The sequence below is a fragment of the Streptomyces sp. NPDC048297 genome (genome assembly GCF_043201585.1).
Classification (GTDB): Bacteria; Actinomycetota; Actinomycetes; order Streptomycetales; family Streptomycetaceae; genus Streptomyces.
In genome coordinates this window covers 97,261-122,559 of record NZ_JBICZA010000017.1, presented here as the reverse complement: position 1 = coordinate 122,559, position 25,299 = coordinate 97,261, and the positions used below count along the sequence as shown (strand labels likewise).

The 25,299-nt window shown below is 69.8% G+C and carries 27 protein-coding genes; 15 read left to right on the top strand and 12 right to left on the bottom strand.

What is annotated here, in order from left to right; genetic code table 11:
* Positions 1 to 161 precede the first annotated feature (161 nt).
* Both ACGFYV_RS20365 and ACGFYV_RS20360 read left to right on the top strand, forming a co-directional pair.
* The gene (locus ACGFYV_RS20365; protein ID WP_393879795.1) at positions 162 to 1,325 is read left to right on the top strand and encodes an NAD-dependent formate dehydrogenase; all 1,164 of its coding nucleotides are present in this window, start codon (positions 162 to 164) and stop codon (positions 1,323 to 1,325) included.
* Between the two features lie 227 nt (positions 1,326 to 1,552).
* Entirely contained in the window at positions 1,553 to 1,975 is a 423-nt protein-coding gene (locus ACGFYV_RS20360) for a hypothetical protein (RefSeq protein ID WP_393879794.1), read from the top strand.
* A 424-nt stretch (positions 1,976 to 2,399) separates the two neighbouring features.
* On the opposite strand, the gene ACGFYV_RS20355 is transcribed toward ACGFYV_RS20360, so the two are convergent.
* The gene (locus tag ACGFYV_RS20355) at positions 2,400 to 2,657 is read right to left on the bottom strand and encodes a hypothetical protein (RefSeq protein WP_393879793.1); all 258 of its coding nucleotides are present in this window, start codon (positions 2,655 to 2,657) and stop codon (positions 2,400 to 2,402) included.
* Positions 2,658 to 3,091: 434 nt separating this feature from the next.
* Here ACGFYV_RS20355 and ACGFYV_RS20350 point away from each other — a divergent pair, with 434 nt between their 5' ends.
* The 12 genes from ACGFYV_RS20350 (at position 3,092) to ACGFYV_RS20295 (ending at position 12,673) form a co-directional block, all read left to right on the top strand.
* Positions 3,092 to 3,673 carry an amino acid synthesis family protein gene (locus tag ACGFYV_RS20350; protein WP_393879792.1) on the top strand — a complete coding sequence of 194 codons (582 nt, stop codon included), beginning with the start codon at positions 3,092 to 3,094 and terminating at the stop codon, positions 3,671 to 3,673.
* Positions 3,670 to 4,869 carry an amidohydrolase family protein gene (locus ACGFYV_RS20345; RefSeq protein ID WP_393879791.1) on the top strand — a complete coding sequence of 400 codons (1,200 nt, stop codon included), beginning with the start codon at positions 3,670 to 3,672 and terminating at the stop codon, positions 4,867 to 4,869. The genes ACGFYV_RS20350 and ACGFYV_RS20345 overlap by 4 nt, the downstream gene beginning before the upstream one ends.
* Before the next feature lie 44 nt (positions 4,870 to 4,913).
* Positions 4,914 to 5,120 carry a ferredoxin gene (locus tag ACGFYV_RS20340; protein ID WP_393879790.1) on the top strand — a complete coding sequence of 69 codons (207 nt, stop codon included), beginning with the start codon at positions 4,914 to 4,916 and terminating at the stop codon, positions 5,118 to 5,120.
* Positions 5,117 to 6,325 carry an NAD(P)/FAD-dependent oxidoreductase gene (locus ACGFYV_RS20335; RefSeq protein ID WP_393879789.1) on the top strand — a complete coding sequence of 403 codons (1,209 nt, stop codon included), beginning with the start codon at positions 5,117 to 5,119 and terminating at the stop codon, positions 6,323 to 6,325. Before ACGFYV_RS20340 ends, ACGFYV_RS20335 begins: the two co-directional genes overlap by 4 nt.
* Before the next feature lie 64 nt (positions 6,326 to 6,389).
* A complete protein-coding gene (locus ACGFYV_RS20330; protein WP_393879788.1) occupies positions 6,390 to 7,556 on the top strand; it encodes an alpha/beta hydrolase family protein in 1,167 nt (388 codons plus the stop codon).
* 9 nt (positions 7,557 to 7,565) lie between these two features.
* Positions 7,566 to 7,820: a hypothetical protein gene (locus ACGFYV_RS20325; RefSeq protein WP_393879787.1), complete on the top strand. Its 255-nt coding sequence runs from the start codon at positions 7,566 to 7,568 to the stop codon at positions 7,818 to 7,820.
* A complete protein-coding gene (locus ACGFYV_RS20320; protein ID WP_393879786.1) occupies positions 7,817 to 8,659 on the top strand; it encodes a hypothetical protein in 843 nt (280 codons plus the stop codon). The genes ACGFYV_RS20325 and ACGFYV_RS20320 overlap by 4 nt, the downstream gene beginning before the upstream one ends.
* Before the next feature lie 37 nt (positions 8,660 to 8,696).
* On the top strand, positions 8,697 to 9,734 hold the full coding sequence (locus tag ACGFYV_RS20315; RefSeq protein WP_393879785.1) for a dihydrodipicolinate synthase family protein: 1,038 nt from the start codon (positions 8,697 to 8,699) through the stop codon (positions 9,732 to 9,734).
* A gap of 3 nt (positions 9,735 to 9,737) precedes the next feature.
* Complete coding sequence (locus tag ACGFYV_RS20310) at positions 9,738 to 11,060, top strand: aromatic ring-hydroxylating dioxygenase subunit alpha (protein WP_393879784.1); 1,323 nt, start codon at positions 9,738 to 9,740, stop codon at positions 11,058 to 11,060.
* Entirely contained in the window at positions 11,060 to 11,578 is a 519-nt protein-coding gene (locus tag ACGFYV_RS20305; protein WP_393879783.1) for a 3-phenylpropionate/cinnamic acid dioxygenase subunit beta, read from the top strand. The genes ACGFYV_RS20310 and ACGFYV_RS20305 overlap by 1 nt, the downstream gene beginning before the upstream one ends.
* A gap of 28 nt (positions 11,579 to 11,606) precedes the next feature.
* On the top strand, positions 11,607 to 11,885 hold the full coding sequence (locus tag ACGFYV_RS20300) for a dihydrodiol dehydrogenase (protein WP_393879782.1): 279 nt from the start codon (positions 11,607 to 11,609) through the stop codon (positions 11,883 to 11,885).
* Entirely contained in the window at positions 11,882 to 12,673 is a 792-nt protein-coding gene (locus tag ACGFYV_RS20295; protein WP_393879781.1) for an SDR family NAD(P)-dependent oxidoreductase, read from the top strand. Before ACGFYV_RS20300 ends, ACGFYV_RS20295 begins: the two co-directional genes overlap by 4 nt.
* A gap of 64 nt (positions 12,674 to 12,737) precedes the next feature.
* Here the strand turns inward: ACGFYV_RS20295 and ACGFYV_RS20290 are convergent, their stop codons facing one another.
* From ACGFYV_RS20290 to ACGFYV_RS20245, 10 genes are all read right to left on the bottom strand, one after another.
* Complete coding sequence (locus ACGFYV_RS20290; protein ID WP_393879780.1) at positions 12,738 to 13,814, bottom strand: LuxR C-terminal-related transcriptional regulator; 1,077 nt, start codon at positions 13,812 to 13,814, stop codon at positions 12,738 to 12,740.
* A gap of 163 nt (positions 13,815 to 13,977) precedes the next feature.
* Positions 13,978 to 15,435: an aldehyde dehydrogenase family protein gene (locus tag ACGFYV_RS20285; protein ID WP_393879779.1), complete on the bottom strand. Its 1,458-nt coding sequence runs from the start codon at positions 15,433 to 15,435 to the stop codon at positions 13,978 to 13,980.
* Positions 15,417 to 16,907, bottom strand: a complete 1,491-nt coding sequence (locus ACGFYV_RS20280; protein ID WP_393879778.1) for an APC family permease — start codon at positions 16,905 to 16,907, stop codon at positions 15,417 to 15,419. Before ACGFYV_RS20280 ends, ACGFYV_RS20285 begins: the two co-directional genes overlap by 19 nt.
* A 6-nt stretch (positions 16,908 to 16,913) precedes the next feature.
* The gene (locus tag ACGFYV_RS20275; protein ID WP_393879777.1) at positions 16,914 to 18,281 is read right to left on the bottom strand and encodes an aspartate aminotransferase family protein; all 1,368 of its coding nucleotides are present in this window, start codon (positions 18,279 to 18,281) and stop codon (positions 16,914 to 16,916) included.
* Between the two features lie 178 nt (positions 18,282 to 18,459).
* Positions 18,460 to 19,440, bottom strand: a complete 981-nt coding sequence (locus tag ACGFYV_RS20270) for a LuxR C-terminal-related transcriptional regulator (protein WP_393879776.1) — start codon at positions 19,438 to 19,440, stop codon at positions 18,460 to 18,462.
* Positions 19,441 to 19,612: 172 nt separating this feature from the next.
* Positions 19,613 to 20,122 carry a MaoC family dehydratase gene (locus ACGFYV_RS20265; protein WP_393879775.1) on the bottom strand — a complete coding sequence of 170 codons (510 nt, stop codon included), beginning with the start codon at positions 20,120 to 20,122 and terminating at the stop codon, positions 19,613 to 19,615.
* Positions 20,123 to 20,209: 87 nt separating this feature from the next.
* Positions 20,210 to 21,169 carry a hypothetical protein gene (locus ACGFYV_RS20260; protein ID WP_393879774.1) on the bottom strand — a complete coding sequence of 320 codons (960 nt, stop codon included), beginning with the start codon at positions 21,167 to 21,169 and terminating at the stop codon, positions 20,210 to 20,212.
* 147 nt (positions 21,170 to 21,316) lie between these two features.
* A complete protein-coding gene (locus tag ACGFYV_RS20255) occupies positions 21,317 to 22,162 on the bottom strand; it encodes a fumarylacetoacetate hydrolase family protein (RefSeq protein ID WP_393879773.1) in 846 nt (281 codons plus the stop codon).
* On the bottom strand, positions 22,122 to 22,508 hold the full coding sequence (locus ACGFYV_RS20250) for an alpha/beta fold hydrolase (RefSeq protein WP_393879772.1): 387 nt from the start codon (positions 22,506 to 22,508) through the stop codon (positions 22,122 to 22,124). Before ACGFYV_RS20250 ends, ACGFYV_RS20255 begins: the two co-directional genes overlap by 41 nt.
* A gap of 32 nt (positions 22,509 to 22,540) precedes the next feature.
* Positions 22,541 to 22,816, bottom strand: a complete 276-nt coding sequence (locus tag ACGFYV_RS20245; protein WP_393879771.1) for a WhiB family transcriptional regulator — start codon at positions 22,814 to 22,816, stop codon at positions 22,541 to 22,543.
* Between the two features lie 532 nt (positions 22,817 to 23,348).
* On the opposite strand from ACGFYV_RS20245, the gene ACGFYV_RS20240 reads away from it, so the two are divergent.
* On the top strand, positions 23,349 to 24,446 hold the full coding sequence (locus ACGFYV_RS20240; RefSeq protein ID WP_393879770.1) for an alpha/beta hydrolase: 1,098 nt from the start codon (positions 23,349 to 23,351) through the stop codon (positions 24,444 to 24,446).
* A gap of 114 nt (positions 24,447 to 24,560) precedes the next feature.
* Here ACGFYV_RS20240 and ACGFYV_RS20235 read toward each other — a convergent pair whose 3' ends face one another.
* Entirely contained in the window at positions 24,561 to 25,283 is a 723-nt protein-coding gene (locus ACGFYV_RS20235) for an alpha/beta fold hydrolase (RefSeq protein WP_393879769.1), read from the bottom strand.
* Positions 25,284 to 25,299: the final 16 nt, after the last annotated feature.

Below are 25,299 nucleotides of genomic sequence, written 5' to 3'. Positions count from 1 at the left end.
CCTGCCGAGGGTTCCAGTGAAGACCGCATGCCTATCCAGTGGGCCATCTCCGTCACGAACCACGGGGATTGCAGCGCTAAAGCACGCTCGACTAAAATTACAAGATCATCGGCGCCTTGCCCGAAATAACCGGACAGTGGCCAGACCGATGGAGGACGGCCATGGCAAAGATCCTTGCGGTGCTCTATCCGGATCCCGTGGGCGGATATCCACCCGAGTACGCCCGCGACGAGATTCCCACCATTACCGGCTACCCGGGCGGTCAGACCGCTCCGACCCCGCAAGCCACCGACTTCACCCCGGGACAGCTTCTCGGCTGCGTCTCGGGAGAACTGGGACTGCGCCGCTTCCTGGAGGAGCGGGGCCACACGTTCGTCGTCACGTCCGACAAGGAAGGCGCGGACTCCGTACTGGACCGCGAGCTGCCCGACACCGACGTGGTGATCTCGCAGCCCTTCTGGCCCGCCTATCTGACCCCCGAGCGGATCACCGCCGCCCCCCGGCTCAAACTGGCGATCACCGCGGGTATCGGGTCGGACCACGTCGACCTGCCGAGCGCGATCGACCACGGCATGACCGTGGCCGAGGTGACCTTCAGCAACAGCATCAGTGTGTCGGAACACGCCGTGATGCAGATTCTCACCCTGGTGCACGACTACATGTCGGCCCACGAGTGGGTGACCACCAAGAAGGGCTGGAACATCGCCGACAGCGTCTCGCGCGCCTACGACCTCGAAGGCATGGACGTCGGCGTCTTCGGCTCCGGCCGAATCGGCCAGGCGGTGCTACGCCGCCTCAAGCCGTTCGACGTCACACTGCACTACTGCGACGTGCGCCGGCTGCCCAAGGAGGTCGAGGAGGAGCTGGAGCTCACCTGGCATCCCGACCCCCGTTCCCTGGCCTCCTGCGTGGATGTGCTCTCGATCCACGCTCCGCTGCATCCACAGACGAGGAACCTCTTCGACGACGAGCTGATCGGGGCCATGAAGCGCGGTTCGTACATCGTCAACACCGCACGGGCGCTCATCGTCGACCGGGACGCCGTGGTGCGGGCCCTCGACAGCGGCCAACTGGCCGGTTACGCCGGTGACGTCTGGTATCCGCAGCCGCCGCCGTCCGACCATCCCTGGCGCACGATGCCCCACGAGGCGATGACACCGCACGTGTCCGGGTCGACCCTCTCGGCGCAGGCACGCTACGCGGCCGGTACGCGGGAGATCCTGGAGTGCTGGCTGGACGGGCGCCCCATCCGCCCGGAGTACCTGATAGTCGAAGGCGGTGGGCTCGCCGGGACCGGAGCGAGTTCCTACACGGTCGCCGGCTGACCGGCACGGGCGGGAGTGACGTCCGCCGGAGGAGAAATCAGCTGGAGATTCAATAGAAGATCCATCACCCGAGCTGTGAGCCGATTCACGCAGAATTTACTGGACGGGCGCGAGGAAGGCATTTACCGTCCGTAAATAGATTGTTTTTCATTACGCGGAGACACCGGCGTCGTGCGTAATCTCCCGTAAGGAATCCAGGCGAACGCCGGGAAGGTGGATCAGTGAGCATGGACGCAGTATGGGTCCGTGGCGTGACCGGCATTCAGATGCACCACGTCACCGACCTTCAGGATGCCGGCAGGTTCTTGGGCAACGCGGCGATGGCACTGCGGGCCGCGCACGTGAGGACCGGCACCGACCGGTACTCCGGCATCGCCGCAGAACTGAAGGCCCTGGTGGAGCGAGTGCGGGAGCTGGAGGAGGAGGCGCGGTCGAACATGCACGAACTGCACTCCACCGACCCCGAGCGGTTCGTCCGCTGCCGGGACGGTCATGAGCCGTGGCCCGGCGAGATCCCGGCAGGATTCATCCCGCGCCACACCTGCAAGGACGAGTGCCTCTACCACGACCGCGGAGTCCTCGACGCCATCATGCAGTGCACCTGCGGCCAGCCGCCGTGCCGGGCCTGTGAGATCGGCGGGAAGCTCTGACGAGCCCCGGGACTCCCGCGGCCGAGCCGGCTCGAAACACCACCTGATCGCTTGTGGCCACGGCACCCCACTCACGGTGACCCGTGACTCGGGGTGACCCCGACTCGGGGTGACCCCGACTCACGGTGACCCGGACTCGCTGTGGCTTCCGGCTCCTCGATGATCACATGTGCCTGCGCGGCCTGGGCTGCCTGGACGGCCTGGGCTGCCTGGGCGGCGGCGCGAGGAACGGCGAACTCGGTGTCGGCCCGGACGGTACCGACCGAGGTGACGACATCGCACTGCCCGCGATCGACACGGACGACACGGACGACACGCGTGAAGACGACACGCGTGAAGCGGACCTCAGCCCCGAGGCGCCCGCATGTGGAGCGCCATCGAATTCTCCGGCCCGGTCACAGACCGCGCTGATCGAGCAGCCGCATCAGATTCCGCTTACGCCTCTGCCCGGCACGCAGAGCGGCGAGGGACGCGGTGAACTCACCCTCGGTACCCAGGCCGCGATGGCAGTCACGAACCGCTCCGCCTGGTAGCTGCCCGTCCCGTGGACGGTGGCCGTGATCCAGCCGGCGCCGACCTCCACGGCGGTCACCGCGGCCAGATACCCTCGGCCCCGCTCGAAGGAGCGTGGCCCGGCCAGCTCCCGCAGGTCGTCCTCGTCGAAGTCCGATTCCTTTGCCACAGCGGCATTCAACCGGAAGGCGCAGCGCCGGACTGCGCGGTGTCCGTATCGCTGTGGTGGTTGGCGCGCACGCCCACATCCGCACCCCGGGCGGCCACGGCTCACGACCGCGCCGAGGTCCGGTCCGGCCATGTCACGACCAGTCCCGCACCTGCTCTGCGCCGAGCCGCCGGCTGCCCGTTGCTCGATCCTGCCCGAATACCGTGGGCTGCCCGCCAAGGCCCCGCGGATCCGGTCACCTCGCGGACCGTCCCGCCGGGTCGAAGTGGCTCGGCGGCACGCCGCACGATCGGCGCTCGGCCCGCACGTCCCCTCTGCCGCCGCGACCGCCGAATACACCCGTTCGGGGACGGTGGAGGACCCGTCGTCGTTCGTAGCGTTCCTTGCGTCGCCCCAGCGAGTCGGAGCCCGGGGCACCGGACGAAGGAGCGAGCGTGAGCGGCCTGGTTGTGCGAAAGACTTTCGCCCAGATCGAGGAGATCCGGTCGGTTGCCGGTGAGAGCGACGACGGCGGCCCGCTGCGCAAGGTGGCGGTGTGCGCGGTGGTCAAGAACCCCTTCGCCGGACGGGGTTACGTCGCCGACCTCTCCCCTGTCGTGGAGGCTTCGGAGGAGATCGGTACCCGGCTCGGGCAGGAAGCGGTCCGTCTGCTGGGGTCCGCTCCGGAGAGCTACGGCAAGGGCGGCCTGGTCGGTACGGACGGCGAGCAGGAGCACATCAACGCGGCCGTCACCTCGGCGTTCGGCAACGCGCTGCGCAAGGCGATCGGCGGGGGCGAGGCCTGGATCACGTCCGTCACCAAGGTCTCCGGCACGGACGCCACGATCGACGTACCGCTCGCCTTCAAGGACGAGATCTGGGTGCGCAGTCACTACGACGCCATGACCGTGCACATCCCCGACGCTCCGCACCCCGACGAACTGGTGGTCATCGCGGTCGTCTCGAACCGCGGCCGGATCAACGCGCGTGTGGGCGGGCTGACGAAGGACGAGGCGCGGGCACGGGTGACGTCGTGAGCACCCTCGCTGTCGTCGGCGCCGGCACGGTGCTGTCGGGTGACTTCCGCGAACCGCTGGTCGCCGACGCGGACACCGTGGTGAGTGAGGACGGTGTGATCGTCGCGGTCGGCCGGCGCCGCGACCTCGCCGAACTCGTCGACGCCGCCGAGGTGGTGATCGACGCGAACGGCTCGACGCTCGCCCCCGGTCTCATCGACTCGCACTGCCATGTCGTGCTGGGTGACTACACGCCTCGCCAGAAGACCGTGGATTTCCTGGCCAGTTACGTGCACGGCGGCATCACCAGCGTGGTGTCCCCGGGCGAGATCCACGCTCAGGGCCGCCCGCACGACGCGACGGGCGTGAAGGCGCTCGCCATCGCGGCGATGAGTTGCTTCTCGAACTTCCACCCCGGAGGCATGACGGTCCATGCCGGATCCGTCGTGCTGGAACCCTGCCTGACCGACCAGGACTTCGCCGAGCTGGAGAGGGCCGGCGTACGCCTGGCGAAGTTCGGGTTCGGCCTGTACGAGGACCCTGCCGACGGCTACGAGCAGGTGCGGTCCGCGCAGGCGCACGGCATCACCGTGATGTGCCACTCGGGCGGCGCCAGCATTCCGGGCAGCAAGCCGATCACTCCGGATCATCTGCTGCATCTGGCACCCGATGTGTGCGGGCACGTCAACGGCGGTCCGACCTCGCTGTCCGTCGAAGGCGTCGACAAGATCATCGACGGGACGGGGATGGCGCTGCAGCTCGTACAGGCCGGCAATCTCCGGTCGGCGGTGCGCATCCTCAAGAAGTGCCACGAGGAAGGGCACTTCGCCCGGGTCGTCATCGGCTCGGACACGCCCACCGGTACCGGCGTGATGCCCCTGGGCGTCATCAAGACCGTCGCCGAACTGTCCTCCCTCTCCGGCATCGACCCCGCTCAGGTGTGGGCGGCGGCCACCGGCAACAACGCCCGGACCTGGAACCTGCCGGCGGGCTTCGTCGCGCCCGGCGCGGCGGCGGACCTCGTCGTCATGGACGCCCCGTGGGGATCCACCGCGTCCGACGCCCTGGGCGCCCTCGCCATCGGTGACATCCCCGGGATCACCGCGGTCGTCACCGGCGGTGTCCTGCGCAATCTGACCAGCCGCAACACGCCGCGCGCGGCCCGTCTCGTGGACATCGCCCCGGCGATGCCACACCTGTCCGCAGCCGGCCACTAGGCCGTGCGCCCCAAGCAATCCGGCAAGCAACCAGGGAGCGTGTGATGTCCCTCCGCATCGTGTTCGAGCCGACCAAGTGCCAGGGATACGCCAACTGTCTGATCGAGGCACCCGAACTCTGGGACTTCGACGAGGACGACAACAAGGCGGTCCTGCGGCTCGCGAACCCCGACGACACCCTGCGCACCCGCGCCGAGGCCTCGGCGCGCTGCTGCCCGGCCCAGGCCATACGCGTGGAGGTCGAGGCATGAACCGCGTCGTCGTGGTCGGTGCCTCCCTGGCCGGTGTCAGTGCCGCCGAGTCCCTGCGCGAGCGGGGCTTCGACGGGGACATCGTCCTGGTCGGAGCCGAGGACCGGCTGCCCTACACCCGGCCCCCGCTGTCCAAGGCGGCGCTCGCCGACGGGGTGGACGAGTCGGCGCTGCGGCTGAGGGAACCCGCATGGTTCGAGGAGCAGGGCGTCACGCTGCGGCTCGGGGAGGCGGCCACGGCGCTCGACACGCGGGACCGCGTCCTGCGGCTCGGGGCCGGCACCTCGATCGGCTACGACGGCCTGGTCATCGCCACCGGGTCGATATCGCGCCGGATGCCCATGACCCTGTCGATGCCGGCCGTGCACACCCTCAGGACCCATGACGACGCGTGCCGGCTGCGCGAGGCCCTGGTCCGCGGCGGCCATCTGGTGGTCGTCGGCGCCGGGTTCATCGGCCTGGAAACCGCCGCCACCGCCCGCGGCATGGGGCTTGAGGTGACCGTCGTCGATGTGATGCCGGCCCCCATGCACCGGTTCGGCGAGCACGTGGGGGCATGGTTCCGGGATCTGCACGAGCGCAACGGCGTGCGGATCGTGTGCTCCACCGGCGTCGACTCCCTGCGCGCGCACGGCGATCGGGCCCATGTGATCCTGGACACCGGGGAGACACTGATCGCCGACACGGTTCTCGTGGGCGTGGGCGGCATTCCGGCGACAGCCTGGCTGACCGGCTCCGCCGTGCGCTGTGCCGACGGCGTGCGGTGCGAGCCGGACCTGTCCACCGGCGTCCCCGGCGTCGTCGCCGCGGGCGACGCGGCCCGCTGGCACAACGCTCTGTTCGCCGAGACCATGCGGGTCGAGCACTGGACCAACGCCGTCGAACAGGGCGTGCACGCGGCCGGGACGCTCCTCGGCGAGCCGCGCCCCTTCGAGTCCGTTCCCTACTTCTGGACCGATCAGTTCGAGGCGAAGCTGCGCTGCGTCGGACGCATCTCCCCGGAGGACACCGTCGCCGTACTGCGGCGCGACGCGTCCTCGCTCGTCGCGGCCTACGGGCGCGACGGGATCGTCCGCGGGGCGGTGTGCATCAACGCCCCGCGGCAGCTGGCCACCTTGCGGTCCGCCATCGCCGACCGCACCCCTTTCCGCGACATCGCCGGCCACGCCCCTTCCGCGACATCGCCGGCAGCACCGCGCCGGTGACCTCCTGACCCCTCCCACCCATCGACGCACCCATCGCCCCACCCATCGACGCAGAGGAAGCCCGATGCCCCAGTCATCTGTCGCCGCCAACCGCGACGCCCTGTCCGTCATCGAACTCTTCCCCCAGGACGAGGACTGGTCGCTGCAGACCATGCGCCTGCTGGCCCAGGTCGCCGTCGGCGGCGCCGACCTGTTCGAATGCGCCCGCACCGCCGCCCGCATCGGCCGCACCAGCACCGACGGCGAACTGTGGCAGAAGGAGTGGAGCCGCACCGCGCAGGAGGTCGCCGCCGCGGCCGAGGCCGCCCTCGAACGGGGAGACATCACCACCGCCCGCCGGGCCTTCATGCGCTCGTGCGGCTACTGGCGCCACTCCGAGTTCTTCCTGTCCTCCGCCGACCCGCGCCGGGAAGCCGCCTACATCGCCGGTACGACGAACTTCCAGCGCGCCGTCGAGCTGTCGGACGGTGTCATCGAGCGCATCAGCGTGCCGTACGAGGGCACCACGATGGACGGTTACATCGTGCGCCCGGACAACTCCGGCAAGCGCCGGCCCACCGTGCTCTTCCTGGGCGGCGCCGACTCCTGGGCCGAGGAGCTGTACTTCATGGGCGGGACCGAGTTCCCCGCCCGCGACATGAACGTCGTCATGGTCGACACCCCGGGCCGCGGCAGCTCACTGCGCTTCAAGCAGCTCTACAGCCGCCCCGACTACGAAGTCCCCGTCGCCGCCGTCCTCGACCTCCTCGAACAGCGCGACGACGTCGACGCCGAGCGCATCGGCCTGGCCGGTGTCAGCTTCGGTGGCTACTACGCCCCGCGCGCCGCCGCGTTCGAGCCGCGGGTGAAGGCCGTCGCCGCCTGGTGCGGCACCTGGAGCATCCTCACCGACTTCTACGAGTTCTACCCGCCGCTGCAGCAGCAGTTGCAGTGGCTGACGGGCTCGAAGGACGACGCCGAGGCCCGCGAGAAGCTCGCCGCGTTCACCCTCGACGGCGTCGCCGAAAAGCTGTCGGTCCCCGTCTACGTCATGCACGGCACCGACGACATCATCATGGACATCGCGGGCGCCCGGCGCTTCGTGGACGCGCTCACCACCGAGGACGTCACCGTCGACATCTACGACGGTGCCGGGTCGCTGCACTGCAGCTACGACTACTTCTCCGTGGCCACCGCCCGCCTGTCGGACTGGTTCCTGCACAGGCTCGACGCCGCCCGCACGACGGACTGAGGCGTCCCCGTGTACGCGGTCCACCGACTCCTGTGGGACATCCGCCGCAAGCCGGATGTCAGGGACGCCTACCTGGCCGACCCGGACGCCGTCCTCGACGCGTACGGCGTCGGCGGCGAGTTGCGGCAGTGGATGAAGGACCTCGACTTCAAGTCGCTGTACGAGAGCGGCGTCAACCCCTACCTGCTCTACTTCTGCGCCATCCAGCTCCAGGTCGACCGGGCCCACTACTACGCACAGATACGAGGGGAGACGGGACGATGAGCCACGACGGACGCATTGTGGGAGTCTTCGCCGCGTCCCACTCACCGGGCATCACCGGCTGGCCCGAGCGGGCCCCGGCCGACGTCCGCGCCACCGTGGAAGGCGCGTACGACGAGGTGCGCAGGCGGATCGCAGCGCTGCGGCCCGACGCCGTGATCGCCGTCTCGGTGGAGCACTTCACCAACTTCCATCTCGGCAACCTGCCGGCCTTCGCCATCGCCACCGGGGACTCGTATCTCGGGCCCACCACCGCCGAGATGGCGGAGTTCCTCCGCGTCGAGCAGCATCTCTACCCCGGTCACGCCGAGTTGGGCCGTCATCTGTACGCCCACGCCCTGCGGGCGGAGTTCGACCCGGCCCTGGTCGAAGGCGGCCTGGAGTTCGACGAGAACTTCTGTGTGCCGCTCAAGCGCCTCGATCCGGACTCCGAGTACCCGCTGGTCCCGGTCGTCGTCAACGGCGTCAACCCGCCCTGGCCCACCCCCAAGCGGTGCTACGACCTGGGACGGATGATCCGCGACGCGGTCGAGGCCCAGAGTTTCGCCCGCCGTGTCGTGATCCTCGCGACCGGCGGTCTGTCCCACTGGGTGGGCCTGCCCCAATCCGGTTCGGTCAACGAGGACTTCGACCGCGACTTCGTGGCGCGCCTCGAATCCGGGGACCCCGCCCGGCTCACCGACTACACGCAGGACGACATCGACGCGGCCGGCAACGGCGCGCACGAGATCCGCACCTGGCTGGTCGCCGCCGGCGCCGCCCGGTCCGGCTTCGACGTCCTGGCCTACGAGCCCGTGCCCGAGTGGCTCACGGGCACCGCGGTCGCCGCCGCCCGGCTGTGACCGCACCCTTCCCACCGCTCCCCGAGGAGACATCATCATGAGCAAGCTGCCCAAGGTCACCGGCCGCGACATGCGGGGCGTGATGGCCTACCCGCCCACCCCGGCCCTGCCGGGCGCCGAGCGGGTCGACGCGGTCGACACCGTCGACCTGCGGGAGACCGAGCGGATGATCCGCTCCCTCGTCAACGACGGCGTCGACGCCATCGCCCTCAACGGCACCCTCGGCGAGTGCGCCACGCTGACCCTGGAGGAGTGGAAGGCGTTCGCCGCCTGCGCGGCCGAGACCGCCCGCGGCATCGACCCCGACTTCCCGCTCTTCATCGGCGCCACCACCCTCAACACCCGTGACACGGTGGCCCGGATGAAGTACCTCGCCGACCTCGGCGTCACCGGCACCCTGCTGGGCCGGCCCATGTGGGGCGAGATGGTCGCCCCCGTGATGGAGCGCTTCTACCGCGACGTGGCCGAGGCCGTGCCCGAACTCGCCATCGTCGTCTACGACAACACCGCGGCGTTCCGCGGCATCATCCCCCGGCGCGTCTACAGGACCCTCATCGAGCTGCCGCAGGTCGTCGCCGTCAAGTACGCCGGCGGCGCCTCCGTGGGCTTCCGCTACCACAACGACATGGCCCACACCGGCACCAGCTTCCCGCTGATGTCGATCGAGACGGACTGGTTCCCGGCCTGGGAGATGTACGGCGAGGAACTCGTCGGCATGGCCTGGTCGTCCACCACCGCCATGGGCCCCGGCCCCGTGCTGGAACTGCGCGACGCGCTCCAGCAGGGCCGCACCGACGACGCCCGCTGGCTGACCGAGCGGCTGCGCTGGGCCCATGAACCGTTCCTGGTCGGCCAGGACTTCATGGAGTTCGCCAAGTACAACATCCCGCTCGAGAAGATCCGGGTGAACGGCGCCGGCTACATCGACGTCGGCAAGTGCCGCCCGCCCTACACCGAGGACCTCGTCCCCGCCGAGCACATCCGCACCACCGAGGAGCACGTCGCGCGCTACCAGCAGATCAGGACCGAGGTCGAGAAGCGGTTCGGTCCGCGCACGCCGAAGCACCAGGGATGACCCATGACAACGCAGGCAGAGCGGCCGCGGCCGCAGCTGGATGCCTGGGTTGAGAAGACCCGGGCGGGGATCACCGCAGGCCGGTTCCCCGCCCGCGCCTTCAACGACCAGGCCGTGTACGACCTCGAACAGGAACGCCTGTTCTCCAGGGCGTGGTGCTTCCTCGCCCACGAGAGCGAGATCCCCTCACCCGGCGACTACGTCACCCGCTCCATCGGCAACAACAACCTCATCGTCGCCCGGGACGAGCACGGCGACATCCACGCCAGTCTCAACATGTGCCGGCACCGCGGCAATGTGATGTGCAAGACCGAGATGGGCAACGCCTCGCACTTCCGCTGCTCCTACCACGGGTGGACGTACAAGAACTCCGGTGAACTGATCGGCGTGCCCTACATGAAGGAGGGCTACGAGAGCCGGCTGAGGCGCAAGGACTGGGCGCTGGTCCGCGTCCGCATCGACACCTACGAAGGTCTGGTCTTCGGCACGCTGGACCCCGAAGCCCCCACCCTCGCCGAGTACTTGGGCGACTTCCGTTTCTACCTCGACCTCTACCTCAAGCACGGCCTCGACGGCGTCGAGGTGCACGGGCCGCCGGACCACTGGATCGCCGACACCGACTGGAAGATCTGCGCCGAGAACTTCGCCGGCGACGGCTACCACACCCCGGTGGCCCACCAATGGGGCTTCAACCTCGGTTACTTCCCGTCGTCGGGATCCACCCACAGCCAGGGCTGGGCCGTTAGCGTCCCCGGCAAGGGACACGGCATCGGGCTGGGCCACAGCCCCGGCTTCCCGGCGTTCGGCGGCTTCCCCGACGACCTGGCCGAGGAGATGAAGCAGGCGCTGACGCCCGAGCAGGTCCAGGTCTTCGCCAGGACGCGCACGGCGGTCGGCACCGTCTTCCCGAACCTGTCGTTCCTGATGCAGCCCTTCAGCCTGGTCCCCGGCGAACCGGGAGTCCGCTTCGTCACCATGAGGCTCTACCATCCGGCCGGCCCCGGACGGATGGAGATGTACTCCTGGTGCCTGGTGCCCAAGAGCGCCTCACCGGAGTACAAGGCCGAGGCCTATCGCGCGTACACGCTGGCCTTCGGCCAGGCCGGCACCTTCGAGCAGGACGACTTCGAGAACTGGACCAAGGTCACCCGGTCCGCCGGGTCGACGATGGTCAAGGACCTCGACTTCCCCTACGTCATGGGCATGGAGAGCGAACCGGACCCGGACTTCCCCGGCCCCGGCCGCGCCGTCACTCCCTACGTCAACGACACCAACTTCCGGAACCTGTGGTCCCGGTGGGGCGACTACCTGGCCGGGGAGGCGTGATGAGCGACCGACGTCGGGTGGACCGCGACACCGTGGCCGAGATCCAGGAGTTCCTGTACCGGGAGGCGCTCGCCCTGGACGAGCGGCGCTTTCGGGACTGGCTGGCCATGCTCGCGGACGACATCGTCTACGAGGTGCCCGTCCGGGTGACCCGTGAGGCCGGGGCCGAATGGGAACTGGCCCCCACCTCAAGGATCTTCGACGACGACCGGCAGACGCTGGAGGTGCGTGTGCGGCGGCTGGAGACGGACTTCTCCTGGGCCGAGCAGCCGCCCTCCCGCACACGCCACTACGTCACCAACGTCCTCGTCGACGCCACGGACGTGCCGGACACCTACCTGGTGCACTCCAACTGCTTCCTCTACCGCAGCCGCGGAGACAGCCCCACCCCGAGTCTGTACTCCCTGGCGCGCAAGGACACCGTCCGCAGGGAGGGCGGCACCTGGCGACTCGCCCGCAGGTGGGCGGCGTTCGACCAGGCGCTGATCAACGCGCACAACCTGTCCGTCTTCGTCTGACCGACACGCACCCCCGAAGGAGGCCGAGGTGGACAGGCCGAGCAACGAACCCACCGTCGAACGCCCGGACATCGGCGACGTGTCCGCGTACCCCGACCGTCCGGGCGGCGACGGGCCGATCGTCATCGCGAACGAGTTCGCGGACGTGATCATCCGCAAGGTGCAGACCAGGAACGGCGTGCGCCTGGACATCTGGTCCCCGCGGCGAGGCAGCCGTGTCCTCCTGGACGCCGTGGCGCTGGACTGCCTCAGCTTCCAGGAGCCCGACTTCATCACCGACATGCTCGCGAGGAGGCCCGCACCGTGAGCGGGCGCATGGAGGGGATGCGGGTCCTCGTGGTGGGGGGCGGCGCCGGCATCGGCCGGGGCGCCGCCCTGGCCTACCTCGACGAGGGCGCGACCGTCACCGTCGTCGAACGCTCGCCCCGGCACGCCGAGACGCTGGCGGAGGAGACCCGGGGGCGGTCCCTGCACGTGGTCGCCGGTGACGCGACCGCCGTCCCTGTGCTGTACGAGGCGCTGGCGCAGGCGGTCGGCCCGGACGGCCGGCTGGACCATCTGACCTGCTGTGTCGGCGTGTTCGACCACTACGTCTCGCTCCGCGAGCTGTCGGTGGAGGAACTGACCGACGCGGCCGAGGAGATGTGGCGGGTGAACGTCCTGGGGACACTTGTCGCGATCAGGACCGCCTGGCCGGCTCTGCACGAGGGGGGTGGTTCCGTGACCCTGACGCTGTCGGAGTCGGCGTTCCACCCCGTCGGGGGCGGTGTGCTGTACGGCAGTTCCAAGTGGGCCCTGCGCGGGGTGGTGCAGCATCTGGCGGCCGACCTGGCCCCGTCCGTCCGGGTCAACGGCGTGGCACCCGGCGGCACGACGGGCACCGGTTTCTCGGGGCTCGCGTCGCTCGGCGGGGCCACGTCCTCGGTCGGCGCCGTCGAAGGCCGCGACGAGCGGATCGCGGCGGGCACCCTGCTCGGGGTGACTCCCACGCCGGCCGATCACGCCGGGGCCTACGTCTACCTCGCCGACCCGCAGGCCGCCCGGGTGGTGACCGGGCTCGTCGTGAACAGTGACGGTGGCCGCGCCCTTCGGTAGCGGGCGGCGAAGGGCGGGTGGCGGTCTTCGCAGACCGCCACCCGCCCTTCGTGTGTCCTCGCCTCTACCGGCCCGCGGAGCCGTGCGCGGAGGCCCAGATCAGATGGATCAGCTCGGCGCGATTGGCCACGTCCGTCTTGGCGTAGATGCGCTTGAGGTGCTGTTTGACCGTGTTCTCGGAGACGAAGGCGCGCTCGGCGATCTGCCGGGTCGTCAGGCCCTCGCTGACGAGCTGCGCGATGTCCCGCTCCCGGCGGGTCAGGACCTGCCAGTCCGGCAGCCGGTCCGCGGACTGCCGTCCGGAGTGTTCGAAGAGAATGGTCGCCGCGGCGGGGGTGTCGCCCGCCAGCCGGAACGTCTTGGCGATCACGTCCTTTCCGCCGGTCGTGCAGGCGGTACCGGCCTGCACCCTCCTGCCGTCCCGGACGAACGAGGCGGTGGCGTCGATGATGGCCCGGGCCAGGCCGTCCGTCGTGGCCAGGCTCCCGTCGGGGCCCAGCGGAACGGGCCACGCACGTCGTGCGAAGCGGTTGAAGAACAGCACCCGGCCACCGAGGTCGGTGATGATGACGGCGTAGTCCAGGTGATCGAGGGTGTTCTCGATCAGCGCGGCGCGCTGCGCCGTCGCCTCGAAGCGCCGTGCGCGTTCCAGGGCCCGTCCGACGTGGTCGGCGATCGACTGGGCGGCGGTCAGGTCCACCTGGGAGAAGGGGGCGTGGACGGCGGTGCGCGCGAAGTTGAGGGTGCCGTAGAACGCGCCGCCCGACATCACGGGGGCGAGGAGGGAGTGCGCGTACCTGGCGACGGCGAGCGCCTGCCGGGCGCCGCTGCGGTCCCACTGCCCGCTGGGCAGGCGTGACGAGTCGAGCGCGGTCCTCGCGCCGATGACCCGGGTGAGGACCGGATCGTCGGCGCGGCCGTACGCCTCGTAGGCGTCGAGGAAGTCGTCCGAGGTCACGGCGTGCATGTCCAGAACCCGTCCGGTGCCTTCGTCGAGCTGGTACAGGCCGACGGCGCCGGCCGGGATCACGGCACGCGCGTGGGTGAGGTAGGCGTCGACGACTTCGCTCCGTGTCAGTGCCGACTGCATCGCCAGGGTGAACCGCTCCGCGTGGCGGGGGCTCGGGCTGGTGGTTGTCATGGTGGCTCCCGGCGGGGTTGGAACACGGGTGCGGAAAACGAGTGCGGAAAACGGGAGTTGGAGACCGGTGCGGGATACGGGTGCGGAAAACCGGCAGGGAGAACGGGTGCTGGAAACGGGTCGGTCCCGGCCACGCGTCGCCGCGTGGCCGGGACCGGTCCGTTCACTGGTACGGGTAGATCCGCCGGCCGTGGTTGACCGAGATCCACTGCTGCGTGGTCAGTTCGTCGATCGTGGACTGGCCGCCCAGTCGCCCGATACCGGACTGCTTCTCCCCGCCGAACGGCACGATCGGTTCGTCGGCGATCGTGGCGTCGTTGACGTGCACCATGCCGGTGTCGATCCGGCGGGCCAGCCGCATGCCCCGCACCAGGTCCCTGGTGTGGACCGCGCCGCTGAGTCCGAAGTCGGTGTCGTTGGCCATCGCGATCGCCTGGTCCTCGGTGTCGAACTCCAGCACCAGCACCACCGGGCCGAAGAGTTCCGCCCTGGCGATCTCGTCGGTGACGCGGACGTTGTCGAGCACGACGGGCGCCACGACGTTGCCCACGGTCTCGCCGCGCACCAGGGCCCGCGCACCGGCGGCCACGGCCGTGTCGACCTTCTCCTCCAGGTTGACGACCTCGCGGTGGTTGATGAGCGGGCCGACGACGGTCGCCGGATCGGCCGGATCACCGGTGGTCAGTGCGGCCACCTTCGCGACGAACTTCTCCTTGAACTCGGCGGCGACGGCCGAGTGCACCAGGATCCGGTTGGCGGACATGCAGATCTGGCCCTGGTGGGTGAACCGGCTGAACACGGCGGAGTCCACCGCGTAGTCGATGTCGGCGTCCTCGCAGACGATGAACGCGCTGTTGCCGCCCAGTTCGAGAACGGCCTTCTTGAAGTGGCGTGCCGCGACCTCACCGACGTGCCGGCCGACGGCCGTGGAGCCGGTGAACGCGAACATCCGCGGGACCGGGTGCTCCAGGAAGTAGTCGCCGATCGCGGGGATCTCGGTGACCGTGACGTTGAGCAGCCCGGCCGGCAGCCCCGCGTCCTGAAGGATCCGGGCGATGAGGGTACCGCCGGCGATCGGGGTCTCCTCGTGCGGCTTGAGCACCACGCCGTTGCCGGTGGCCAGGGCCGGCGCGACACACTTCATGCCGAGGAACAGCGGGAAGTTGAACGGGCTGATGACGCCGACCACGCCGACCGGCTTGCGGTGGACGTAGTTCTCGGTGTCCGGCACCGGCGAGGGCAGGATGCTCCCCTGCACCCGCAGCGGCAGGGTGGCCGCCTCCTTGAGCACGTCGACGACCAGGCCTATCTCGAACGCCGCCTTCAGCGCGGTGCCGCCGACCTCTTCGACGATGATCCGGGTGATGTCGTCGGCGCGTTCCTCGACGATCCTCGCGGCCCGTTCGAACACGGTGCGCCGGTCATAGGCGCTGACCTGCTCCCACGCGCGCTGTGCGGTCTGCGCGGCGCGGTAGGCCTCGTCGATGTCCTCGCGGGTGGCGATGAGGAAGTCGCCGATCGCCCGGCCGTCGAACGGGTTCCGGTCGTGCAGGGTCTTCTCGGATGCGCCGTCGCGCCACTGTCCGGAGATGTACTGCTGGGTCAGTGCGGCTGTGTCCATGTCGCCTTCTGTCGGTCGAGGGAGTGTGCGGAGGAAGGGGAGGTCCGGTGGGCGCCCGCCGGGAGCAGGACGCCGATGAGGATCACAGCGGGGACGATCCACGGAAGGTAGTTCGAGACGCCCGTGTCGGAGCCGACGAGCACGTCCCAGTTCCGCAGGGCCAGCACGATCGCCGTGACCAGGCCCGCGCCGCCCAGTCCTGGCGCGATCAGGGTCCGCCAGGCGCCCAGTCCGGTGCGGTGCCGCCGGAAGTAGGTGATGATCGCGACGCAGGTCCACGCCTGGAGCACGATCACCCCGAGGGTGCCGAGGCCGACGGACCAGGAGAACACCGCGGTGTAGGGGTCGAGCCCGGCCGCCACGAAGATGGCGACGAGGACGGCGCCGACGACGCTCTGGACCGCGCCGGCGATGTGCGGGGACCGGTGCCTGGGGTGCGTACGGGCCAGCGGGCGCGGGCCCCAGCCCCGGCGGCTCAGGGAGAGCAGATAGCGGGCGATCGTGTTGTGGAAGGCCAGCAGCGCCGCGAAGAAGCTGGTGATCAGCAGGTACTGCATGATGTCGGTCCACGCGGCCCCGACGTAGCGGCTGGAGAGGGTGAACACGAAGGCGTCCGGGCTGTGCCGCGCCTCGTCCCGCACCGTGTCGACGCCGTGCCCGACGACGAAGCACCAGACGGTGAACACCAGGAACACCGTGATCAGCAGCACCGCCGCATAGGTCGCCCGGGGAATGGTGCGGCTCGGGTCACGGGCCTCCTCGCTGTAGATCGCGGTCGCCTCGAAGCCGATGAACGACGCGAACGCGAACATCAGCGCGATGCCGAGGGCGCCGCCGGTCACCGTGTCCGGGCTGAACCCGGCGAGGCTGAGCCCGTGGGCGCCGCCCTTGCCGACGATCGCGAAGTCGACCACGAGCAGGACGACCACCTCGCAGATCATCAGCACGCCCAGCACCTTGGCGGACAGGTCGATGTCGAACCAGGCCAGCACTCCGACGAGCACCATGGCGAGGAACGCCCACACCGGCCAGGGCAGGTCGATCCCGAGTTGCTGCCCGAACACCACGTCGGCGAAGAAGCCGAAGATGCCGTACAGGCCCACCTGCATGGCCACGTACGACACGGTGGCCAGGTAGGCGGCGCCCCGGCCCATCCGGGCGCCGAGGGCCTCGTGGACGTAGGCCGCGAACCCGCCGCCCGTGGTGACGTACCGGCTCATCGCCGCGTATCCGACGGCGAACAGCAGCAGCACCACGCCGACGGCCAGATAGGCGCCCGGCGCACCGGCTCCGTTGCCGGCGCCGATCGCGGCCGGGCTCCCGCCCAGCGCGGCCGACAGCGGTGACGCCGCCGCGACGACGAAGAAGACGATGCCCGCGGCTCCCACGGCGTTGGCCCGAAGCGCTCCGGACCCGGCCGACGCGCCGTCCCCGTTGTTCGTGTTGTTCGCGTTACTCGCGTTCGTGTCCATGGCAGGTCAGGCTCTCCTCGCCACGGTGCCGTCGGCGTTCGTCCGCCGCAGCACCTCGCCGATGGCCTGGACGCAGACGTCCAACTCGTCCTCCTCGATGGTCAGGGGCGGCGACAGGATCAGCGCGGACCCGACCGAAGGCCGGACGATGGCTCCGTGCGCGCGGCGGATCTCGGCCGCGATCGCGTCGACGGACTCCATGGGGCGCCGGGTTCCGCGGTCGGCGACGACCTCGACCGCCGCCATCAGGCCGACGTTGCGCACCTCGCCGACGAGCGGTATGTCCAGCAGGCTCTTCAGCTGGGTGGCCAGGTACTCGCCCGTCCGGGACGCCCGGTCGACCAGCCCCTCGCGTTCGATGATGTCCAGGTTGGCCAGGGCGACGGCGGCTCCGGCCGGGTGTCCCGCGTAGGTGTACCCGATGGGGAATCCGTGGGCGCCGCCGGTGATGGCCTGGGCGACGCGTTCGGTCGTCAGCACGGCGCCGACCGGGAAGTATCCGCTGGTGATGCCCTTGGCGGTGACGATGATGTCCGGGCGCAGACCGAACCGTTCGGCGGCGAAGTGGTGGCCGGCCCGGCCGTAGCCGGTGACCACCTCGTCGAGGATCAGCAGGATGTCGTGCTCCCGCAGGACGGCCTCGACCCGCGGCCAGTAGTCGTCCGGGGGCACGAGCATGCCTCCCACGCCCATGATCGGCTCACCGACGAAGGCGGCGATCTTCTCCGGTCCGATCCGGTCGATCGTCTGCCGCAGCTCCTCGACGAGGAAGTCGGTCGGGTCCTGGTCGCCGTACAGCTCCGAGTGGTACGGCCACGGTGGCGTCAGGTGCGCGAAGCCGGCCGGCTGAGGCCCGAATCCGTGCCGCAGCCAGTCGAAGTCGGTGGCGGCGGTGGACCCGTAGCCGACGCCGTGATAGCTGCTGCGCCGGGAGAGGATCCACTGCTTCTCCGGGTGCCCGGACTCGAAGTGGAACAGCCGGGCCATCTTCAGCGCGGCCTCGATCCCCTCGGTGCCGCCCGCGGTCAGATTGACCTTGGTGATCCCTTCCGGGGCCAGCTCCACCAGGCGCTGCGCGAGCCTGATCTGCGCGGGGTTGGAGAACTCCCAGAACGTGCAGAAGAACCCCAGCTCGGCCAGTTCCCGGTGGGCGGCGTCGGCGAGTTCCGTACGGCCGTGACCGACCAGGTTGGCCCAGAGTCCGCCACCGGTGCCGTCGATGTACTCCCGGCCGGTCGAGTCCCAGATCCTGGCGCCCTTGCCGCGGGTGACGATCATCCGCTCCCCGTGACCGGGCGCGCCGTGCGGATGGATCAGGAACTCGGCGTCGATCGCCGTCAGCTCCTCGGTGGCCTGGCCGGAGGCGACTGTCATGGCTCCACTCCCGTACTCGGTGGTCGTTCCCGGAGCGGGGCGTGAGGCGGAGACGGGGGCGATCCTCATCGGCGGTCGCCTGCGCGCTGCCCGGGTTGTCCGGGACTTTAGGTTCGGCGGAGCGGGCCGGATCAGACCACGGACGCGTGGTCCTGCCACCCCCCTCGAACGAGGGGGGTCACCGCTCCTTGTCGGTGGCCAGGCGGGTCAGCTCGACGCGGGAGTGGATCTCCAGCCGCTGGTAGACGTCCCGCAGATAGCCCTTGACGGTGTGCGGGCTGAGCGTCAGCCGCCGTGCGATCTCCCCGTCCCGGCAGCCGCGCGCGACCAGGGCCACGACCTCGGCCTCGCGGGGTGTCAGCCGGCGCAGGAGCCACTCGGGCAGCCGCCCTCCGTGCTTGCCGGAGTTCAGGAAGGTGACGAGCGCGCCGCTGTCCTCCAGGGTCACCGAGCGCCTGACCAGCTCGCCGGCGCGCCCGTGGAGCGCCAGCTCCTCGTCGAGGGAGGCTTCCTCGGGGCCGCGCTCGGCCAGGACCGCCGCGGCCGAGGGGTTGATGTGGCGCTCCCCCTCGTCCAGGTCGGTCACCACCATGGCCTCGTCGCAGAGATCGATCGCGGCGGCGTACCGGTTCGCGCGCCGGGCGAGGGCGTCGGCCCGCTGCTGCGAGCCCAGCACGGCACCCAGCAGGTCCGCGAGCGCCCCGGCCTCTTCCAGCTGCGCGGCGTCGAACCCGTCGGCCCCGTCCTCCCGCCCGAGGTTGAGCGTCGCCACGACCCGGCCCTCCGCCACCACCGGCGCGTACACCAGGCTGGTCATCCGGTGCAGGGCGAAGACCTCCTGGTAGATCCCCAGAGAGCGCCACTCGGAGGACGACATCATCGACAGGTTGTAGGTGACGGCCCGGTGATCGATCGCGAAGGTGAGCACGGGATCCCTGCGCCGCGCGAAGCGGTCGTAGCGGGCCATGAAGTAGTCGCTCACCCCGCGCGCGCTGGTCCGGCGCGCCTCGTGCGTGTCCGGGTCCAGCAGGTCGAAGCCGACGCACACCGGGCCGAACAGCTGGTCGACGCCGGCGTAGAGTCGCCGCGCGAGTTCGTCGAACGACGTCGCACGCGCCAGATCCCCCGCAAACGCAAGAGCACTACGACTGCTGGGCATCATCCGTGTCCTTCGGTTCCGACCACGCCGCGACCAGGGATCCCCCTGGCTGCTGGGGCACGAACCTACCCTTCAGCGGACGTTTCGCACAGGGGCCGGCTCCGGCCGCTGTGACGGAGCGTGGTACCCGGCCGGACAGGCCGGGTACCACACTCGATTCGGTACCGCCTGCCTACTGGCGTCGCAGCAAGTACTTGTGCCGGCCGGTGAGCACCAGTTCGCCGCGCTGGTTGTGGATGGTGGCCCCGGTGACCACGATGCCGTTCTCGCCCTGGGGCTGCAGGTCCGTGATGGTCAGAGCCGGGTAGAGCGTGTCCCCGGAGTGCACCTCGGCCAGGAAGCGGCAGGACAACTCGAGGAAGCTGATGAACACCTCGCCGATGAAGTGCGGGAACAGGGTCGCTCCGGGCGCGGTGAACGCGAGCACCTGCAGACCGTGCACCACCGGCGCGGAGTGGCCGTGCTTACGCGCCCACTCGACGTCGTAGTGCACGGGGTGGTTGTCCGCGGACACCGTCTGGAAGGCGGCGGCGTGGGCATCGGTCAGGGTGCGGCTGGGCGCTCGGAAGACCTCCCCGATACGCAGGTCTTCGAATGTCCGGGCGGGGACGACCAGGAACGCGTCGGGGTCGAACGCGCCCGCCGCCGCGGTCTGCGGCTGCTCTGCACTCGGCTTGGTCACCAGGACTGTCCTCTCGATCGGTGGCTTCGGGTGCGGACGGCTGTCCCTGTGCGGCGGGCGGCCGTCTCCGGCCGCCCGCCACCGGTCCTAGCGGCCGTGGGGGATCCTGACGGCCAGGATGTTGGGGTCGTCGTTGGTGAAGTAGGCGCCGCTGGCGATGTACGCCGTCCTGCCTCGTACGGCGAGTGAGGTCGGGTTCTGCAGCCCGTCGTCGCCCGTCAGGACGACGGTGTGGCTGCCGCCCGTCCTGACCAGGGCTATCTCGTTGTCCGAGTTGATGGCGGCGAGCAGAGTGTCACCGTCACCTGTGAACGCGAAGTCGTCGATGTTGACGAGACCGGTGGCGCGCGTCTCGACTCGGCCGGCCGCACCGTTGCGAGTGATCGGGATGCGCAGCACGGTGCCCTTGTCCAGGTTGGACACCCAGGCCGCACCGTTGTGGATCTTGATGCCGTTGGCGCCCAGGAAGCCCGCGGCGGCCAGCTCGGGTGCCGAGGCCCACGCGGTGGGCGTGCCCCCGCTCGCCGGTATGCGCCAGACGGTGCCGAGCACCGAGTCGGACGCGTACAGCAGCCCCTTCTTCTCGTCGAAGGCAAGGCCGTTGGGCAGGCCGTCGGCCGGCAGTGCGGCGATGCGCTGCGGGGTGCCGCCCGGACGCAGCCGCCACAGGCCGGTCAGATCGCTGCTGCCGGTGGCGTACAGGAAGTACAGCGTCCCGTCGTGGGCACGGACGATGCCGCCGAGGAACGGCGAGGACAGCGCCGGGGTGCTGGCGCCGGCCGGCGGCTCCGGCAGGGTCGCGAGGACATGGACCCGTCCGCCGGGGCTGATACGGGCGACCTGACGGCTGAAGGCGAAGGTCACGTCCGCGCCGCCGCCGGGCTCCAGGGTGATGTTCTCCGGTCGCTGTCCGGCGGCCATGTCCAGGTGCGACACGAAGCGCTCGTGGGCTGCCGGCCCTGCGGCGAAGGCGGGTACCGGACCGGCGGCGGTCACGGCGATGGTCGCCGCGACGGCGGTGGCCAGAAGAGCAGTTCGCTTCCGCATGGTGAATCTCGTCATGTGCTTTTTCACTTTCGGTGTCAGGCGGGTGAGGAACCCATCGGAATGATCAAGGAAAAGAGCTCCACGGAAAGGGCTCCAAGGAAAGGGCTCTTGTGCTCCGTCCCGTCCGGGCGTCGGGACGGTGCGTGGTCAGCCGACGAAGCGTTGCCGCAGTTCGCCGATGCCTTCGATGGTGCTGACCAGTTCGTCACCGTCGGTCAGCCAGCGCTGCGGCGAACGGCCGAGGCCGACACCCGACGGAGTACCGGTGAAGATGACGTCGCCCGGAAGCAGGGGAAGGACCCCGGACAGCTTCGCGACGAGGGCCGGGACCGAGAAGATGAGGTTGCGGGTGCGGCTGTGCTGCACCTCTTCACCGTTGATGGCGCAGCCGAGTTCCAGGTCGTCGGGATCGTCGAACTCGTCCGGGGTCACCAGCCAGGGACCGGTCGGCGTGAAGCCGAGGAACGACTTGCCGAGGCTGAACTGCGGGGCGGGGCCCTCCATCTGGATGATCCGCTCGGAGATGTCCTGCCCGACGGTCAGACCCGCGACGTGACTCCACGCGTCGGCCTCACGCACCTGATACCCCCGGCGGCCGACGACCACGACCAACTCCACCTCCCAGTCGGTGTGTCCGTCTTTCGGCAAGGCCACTTCAGTGACCGGCCCGGTGAGGCTGGTCGCGAATTTGGTGAAGACCGGTGGCATGCCCTCGGGTGTGGTGAAGCCCGCCTCGATGGCGTGCTCGCGGTAGTTGAGGCCGATGGCGAGCAGTTGCCGGGGCGCCGGTGCGGGGGCGCCCAGGTCCGCCGGGTCGAAGGCGACCCCGGGGCCGAGGTCGGCCTGCTCGGCCCAGGCACGGAACTGCGTCCAGCGCTCGTAGACCGCCTGCGGGTCGCTGGAGAAGAGATCGAACGGGCCTGGGAGTGGACCGACGGCGGACGACTGCCGCTCATCGTCGACGCCTCGTCGTGCACGCTGGGCATCGGGCACGAGATCGGGCCGTACCTGACACCCGCGAACGAGGCGAAGCACCAGGCCAGCCGATCAGGGCGATCCGCTCATGGCCCAGATGGTCCATCAGCGCCACCAGATCGTTGGCCATGGTCCGCTTGTCATAGCCGTGGGCAGGCTTGTCCGTGTCCCCGTAGCCGCGAAGGTCCGGTGCGATCACGGTGAATTGCTCGGCCAGTACCGGAATCTGCTTCCGCCAGCCGTACCAGGTCTCGGGAAAACCGTGCAGCAGGTAGACGGGCGGCCCCTGCCCCGCACTGACCCAGTGCTGCTTGATTCCGTTGAGTTCGGCCGTGTGATGGGTGATGCCGGTCAGTGCTGTCATCGGCTCCCTTTCGAGTCGAAGGGTTGGCGGAGTCACTGGCGACGAGCGCCCTGCGTGCGTCGATTGCGTTCCGTCTCCGTGTAGCCGCCCCACACGCCATAGGGCTGACGAGAGGCCTCGGCGAAGAGAGCACAGGCAGAGGCTACCGGGCATTTCTGACATACCGCGCGTGCCGCGTCTTCGCGTCTGCGGCGCGCGCGGCCCCGCTCACCGGTGGGTGAGAAGAAGAGGGAACTGTCCATGCCTCGGCACGCGGCGTCGGCCTGCCACGCCCACACGTCGAGGACGGGTTTGATCCGGGTCTTCACGCAAGCCTCCGCTCTATGTGTCACCAGCGCGTCCGTTCCGGAGCCCGCCACCACCATAGGAACGAATGCACTTGGCACTTGCCGTTCCCTGCATCACCGGCTGTCCCCCAGTGCACTGTGTGCACGCATCGGTGACCTGTGGGCTCCAGAAGCCCCGCGACGGGACTTCTCCGGGGCTGCCGCGGCGGTGCACTCGCAGAACAGGCACTCTGCACGGCTGGGCTACGAGCAAGATCTGACGTCTCTTATCGTCGAACCAGGCAAACGGCGAGGCTGCCACACGGACGGCACGCCGAACGGCACCAGTGGCCACCGCGCCACCGGGTTCGTCGTCGGACTCGTCACCGGATTCGTCGTCGGACTCGTCACCGGATTCGTCGTCGGACTCGTCAAGGGCACTGGGCCAGTCCGAGTACCCGTAGCCCTCGCCACCTACCCTCCCCAATCCGCAGGCCACTTGCCCGTGCCGGGTGACCAACACCCCGCTACCACCGCAGGTGTGCCCGCACTTCATCGGTTCAGGAGAGATCACATGGCAACGCGCCGTACTCAGCGAGCAGCGCGATGGTCCGCTCTCGCGGCAGCGTCCACCCTCATCGTCGGTTCGGCCGTCACCGCTGAAGCACTGACGAATCCCGCCGGCCGGACCAGCACGCAGAACGCCTCCGCACGATCCACACCGGTGGTCCTCGAAAGCGACGCCCAGGCGTTCGCCGACGCGGCGGCCAAGAACCCTCCCATCTACACGCTCTCCTACGCCGACGCCCGCAAGGCCCTGGACGATGCCCAGTCCGGGCCCGTCACACTGCCGCCGGCCGATGTCACCCACCGGGTGCTCCCCGTCGGTCCCAGCGGAAAGGTGACGGTCCGGATCGTGCGTCCCGAGGGGGCCACCGAAAAGCTTCCCGCGGTGATGTACGTCCACGGCGGCGGCTGGGTTCTGGGCAATGAGAAGACGCACGACCGCCTGGTCCGGCAGATCGCGAACAGCGCCCACGCCGCGGTGATCTTCGTCGACTACACCCCGTCGCCCGAGGCCCGCTTCCCCGTCGCGATCGAAGAGATCTACGCCGCCACCCAGTGGGTCGCGCGCCACGGCAGCGACATCAACGTCGACGGCAGCCACCTCGCCATCGCCGGCGACAGCGTCGGAGGCAACATGTCGGCGGCGGTCACCCTCATGGCCAAGGAACGCGGCGGACCGCACCTCGCCGGCCAGGCGCTCTTCTACCCGGTCACGGACGCGAACTTCAACACCGGCTCCTACCGTCAGTTCGCCGACGGCCCCTGGCTGACGCGCAAGGCCATGCAGTGGTTCTGGGACGCCTACGCGCCCAGTGCCGCCTCCCGCAAGCAGATCCTGGCCTCGCCCCTGCGTGCGAACCTGAACCAGCTCAAGGACCTCCCCAAGGCGCTGGTGATCACGGACGAGGCCGACGTCCTGCGCGACGAGGGCGAGGCCTACGCGACCAAGCTCCGTGCGGCCGGCAACGACGTGACGGCCGTCCGCTACGAGGGAACCATCCACGACTTCGCCATGCTCAACGCCCTCGCCGGCACCAACGCGTCCCAGGCCGCGGTCGCTCAGGCAGGCAGCTTCCTGAACTCCGCTCTGCGCGCCAAGTCCTGACGAAGGAACGCGGGCCCGCAGCACGCGGGCCCGCAGCACAGGGGCCGCCCGAAGGAATCGGGCGGCCCCGTAGCTGTTCGCGGACCTCGGCTCGGCCGGACTCGCACCGAGTCCCTAGCTCGTCGCGCGCACCGCGTCGAGGATCACCTGGGCCACCGCCTTGGGCTGGGAAACGGCGACCGCGTGCGAGGCACCCTCGATCTCGACGACCGTCGCCCCGGCCCGCTCGGCGCCGAAGCGCTCCACCTCCGGGTTGATCGCCTGGTCCGCACCGGCGACGAGCGCCCAGGAGGGCTTGGTCTTCCACGCGGCCGCCGAGGCCGTCTCCTCGAACGCGAGGGCGGCGAGCGGGCGCTGCGCCGCCGCGAGAACCTTGGTGACGTCAGCCGGGACGTCCGCCGCGAAGATGTCCGCGAACGACTCGGCCTTGATGCTGACCTCGACCGCGGGCTCGGCGCCCTCGACCGGGTAGGTCGCCTCCTTGAGGTTGCTCACCAGCGGCGAGAGCGCGAAGCGGCCCTGGAGTTCACCGAGGCTCTCCCCCTCTTCGAGAACGTACGCCGCGACGTAGACGAGTCCGACGACGTTCTCCGCCGTGCCCGCCACCGTGATGAGCGCACCGCCGTACGAGTGGCCCACCAGGATGACCGGACCGTCGATCTGGGACGCCACCGAGGCGATGTACGCGGCGTCGGACGCGAGGCCGCGCAGCGGGTTGGGCGGCGCGGTCACGGCGACGCCGTTGTCCTGCAGTTCCGCGATGACTCCTGACCAACTGGCGGCGTCGGCGAAGGCGCCGTGGACGAGGACGACCGTCGGGGTGGACTTGGTGGCCATGTCTGTTCTCTCCTTG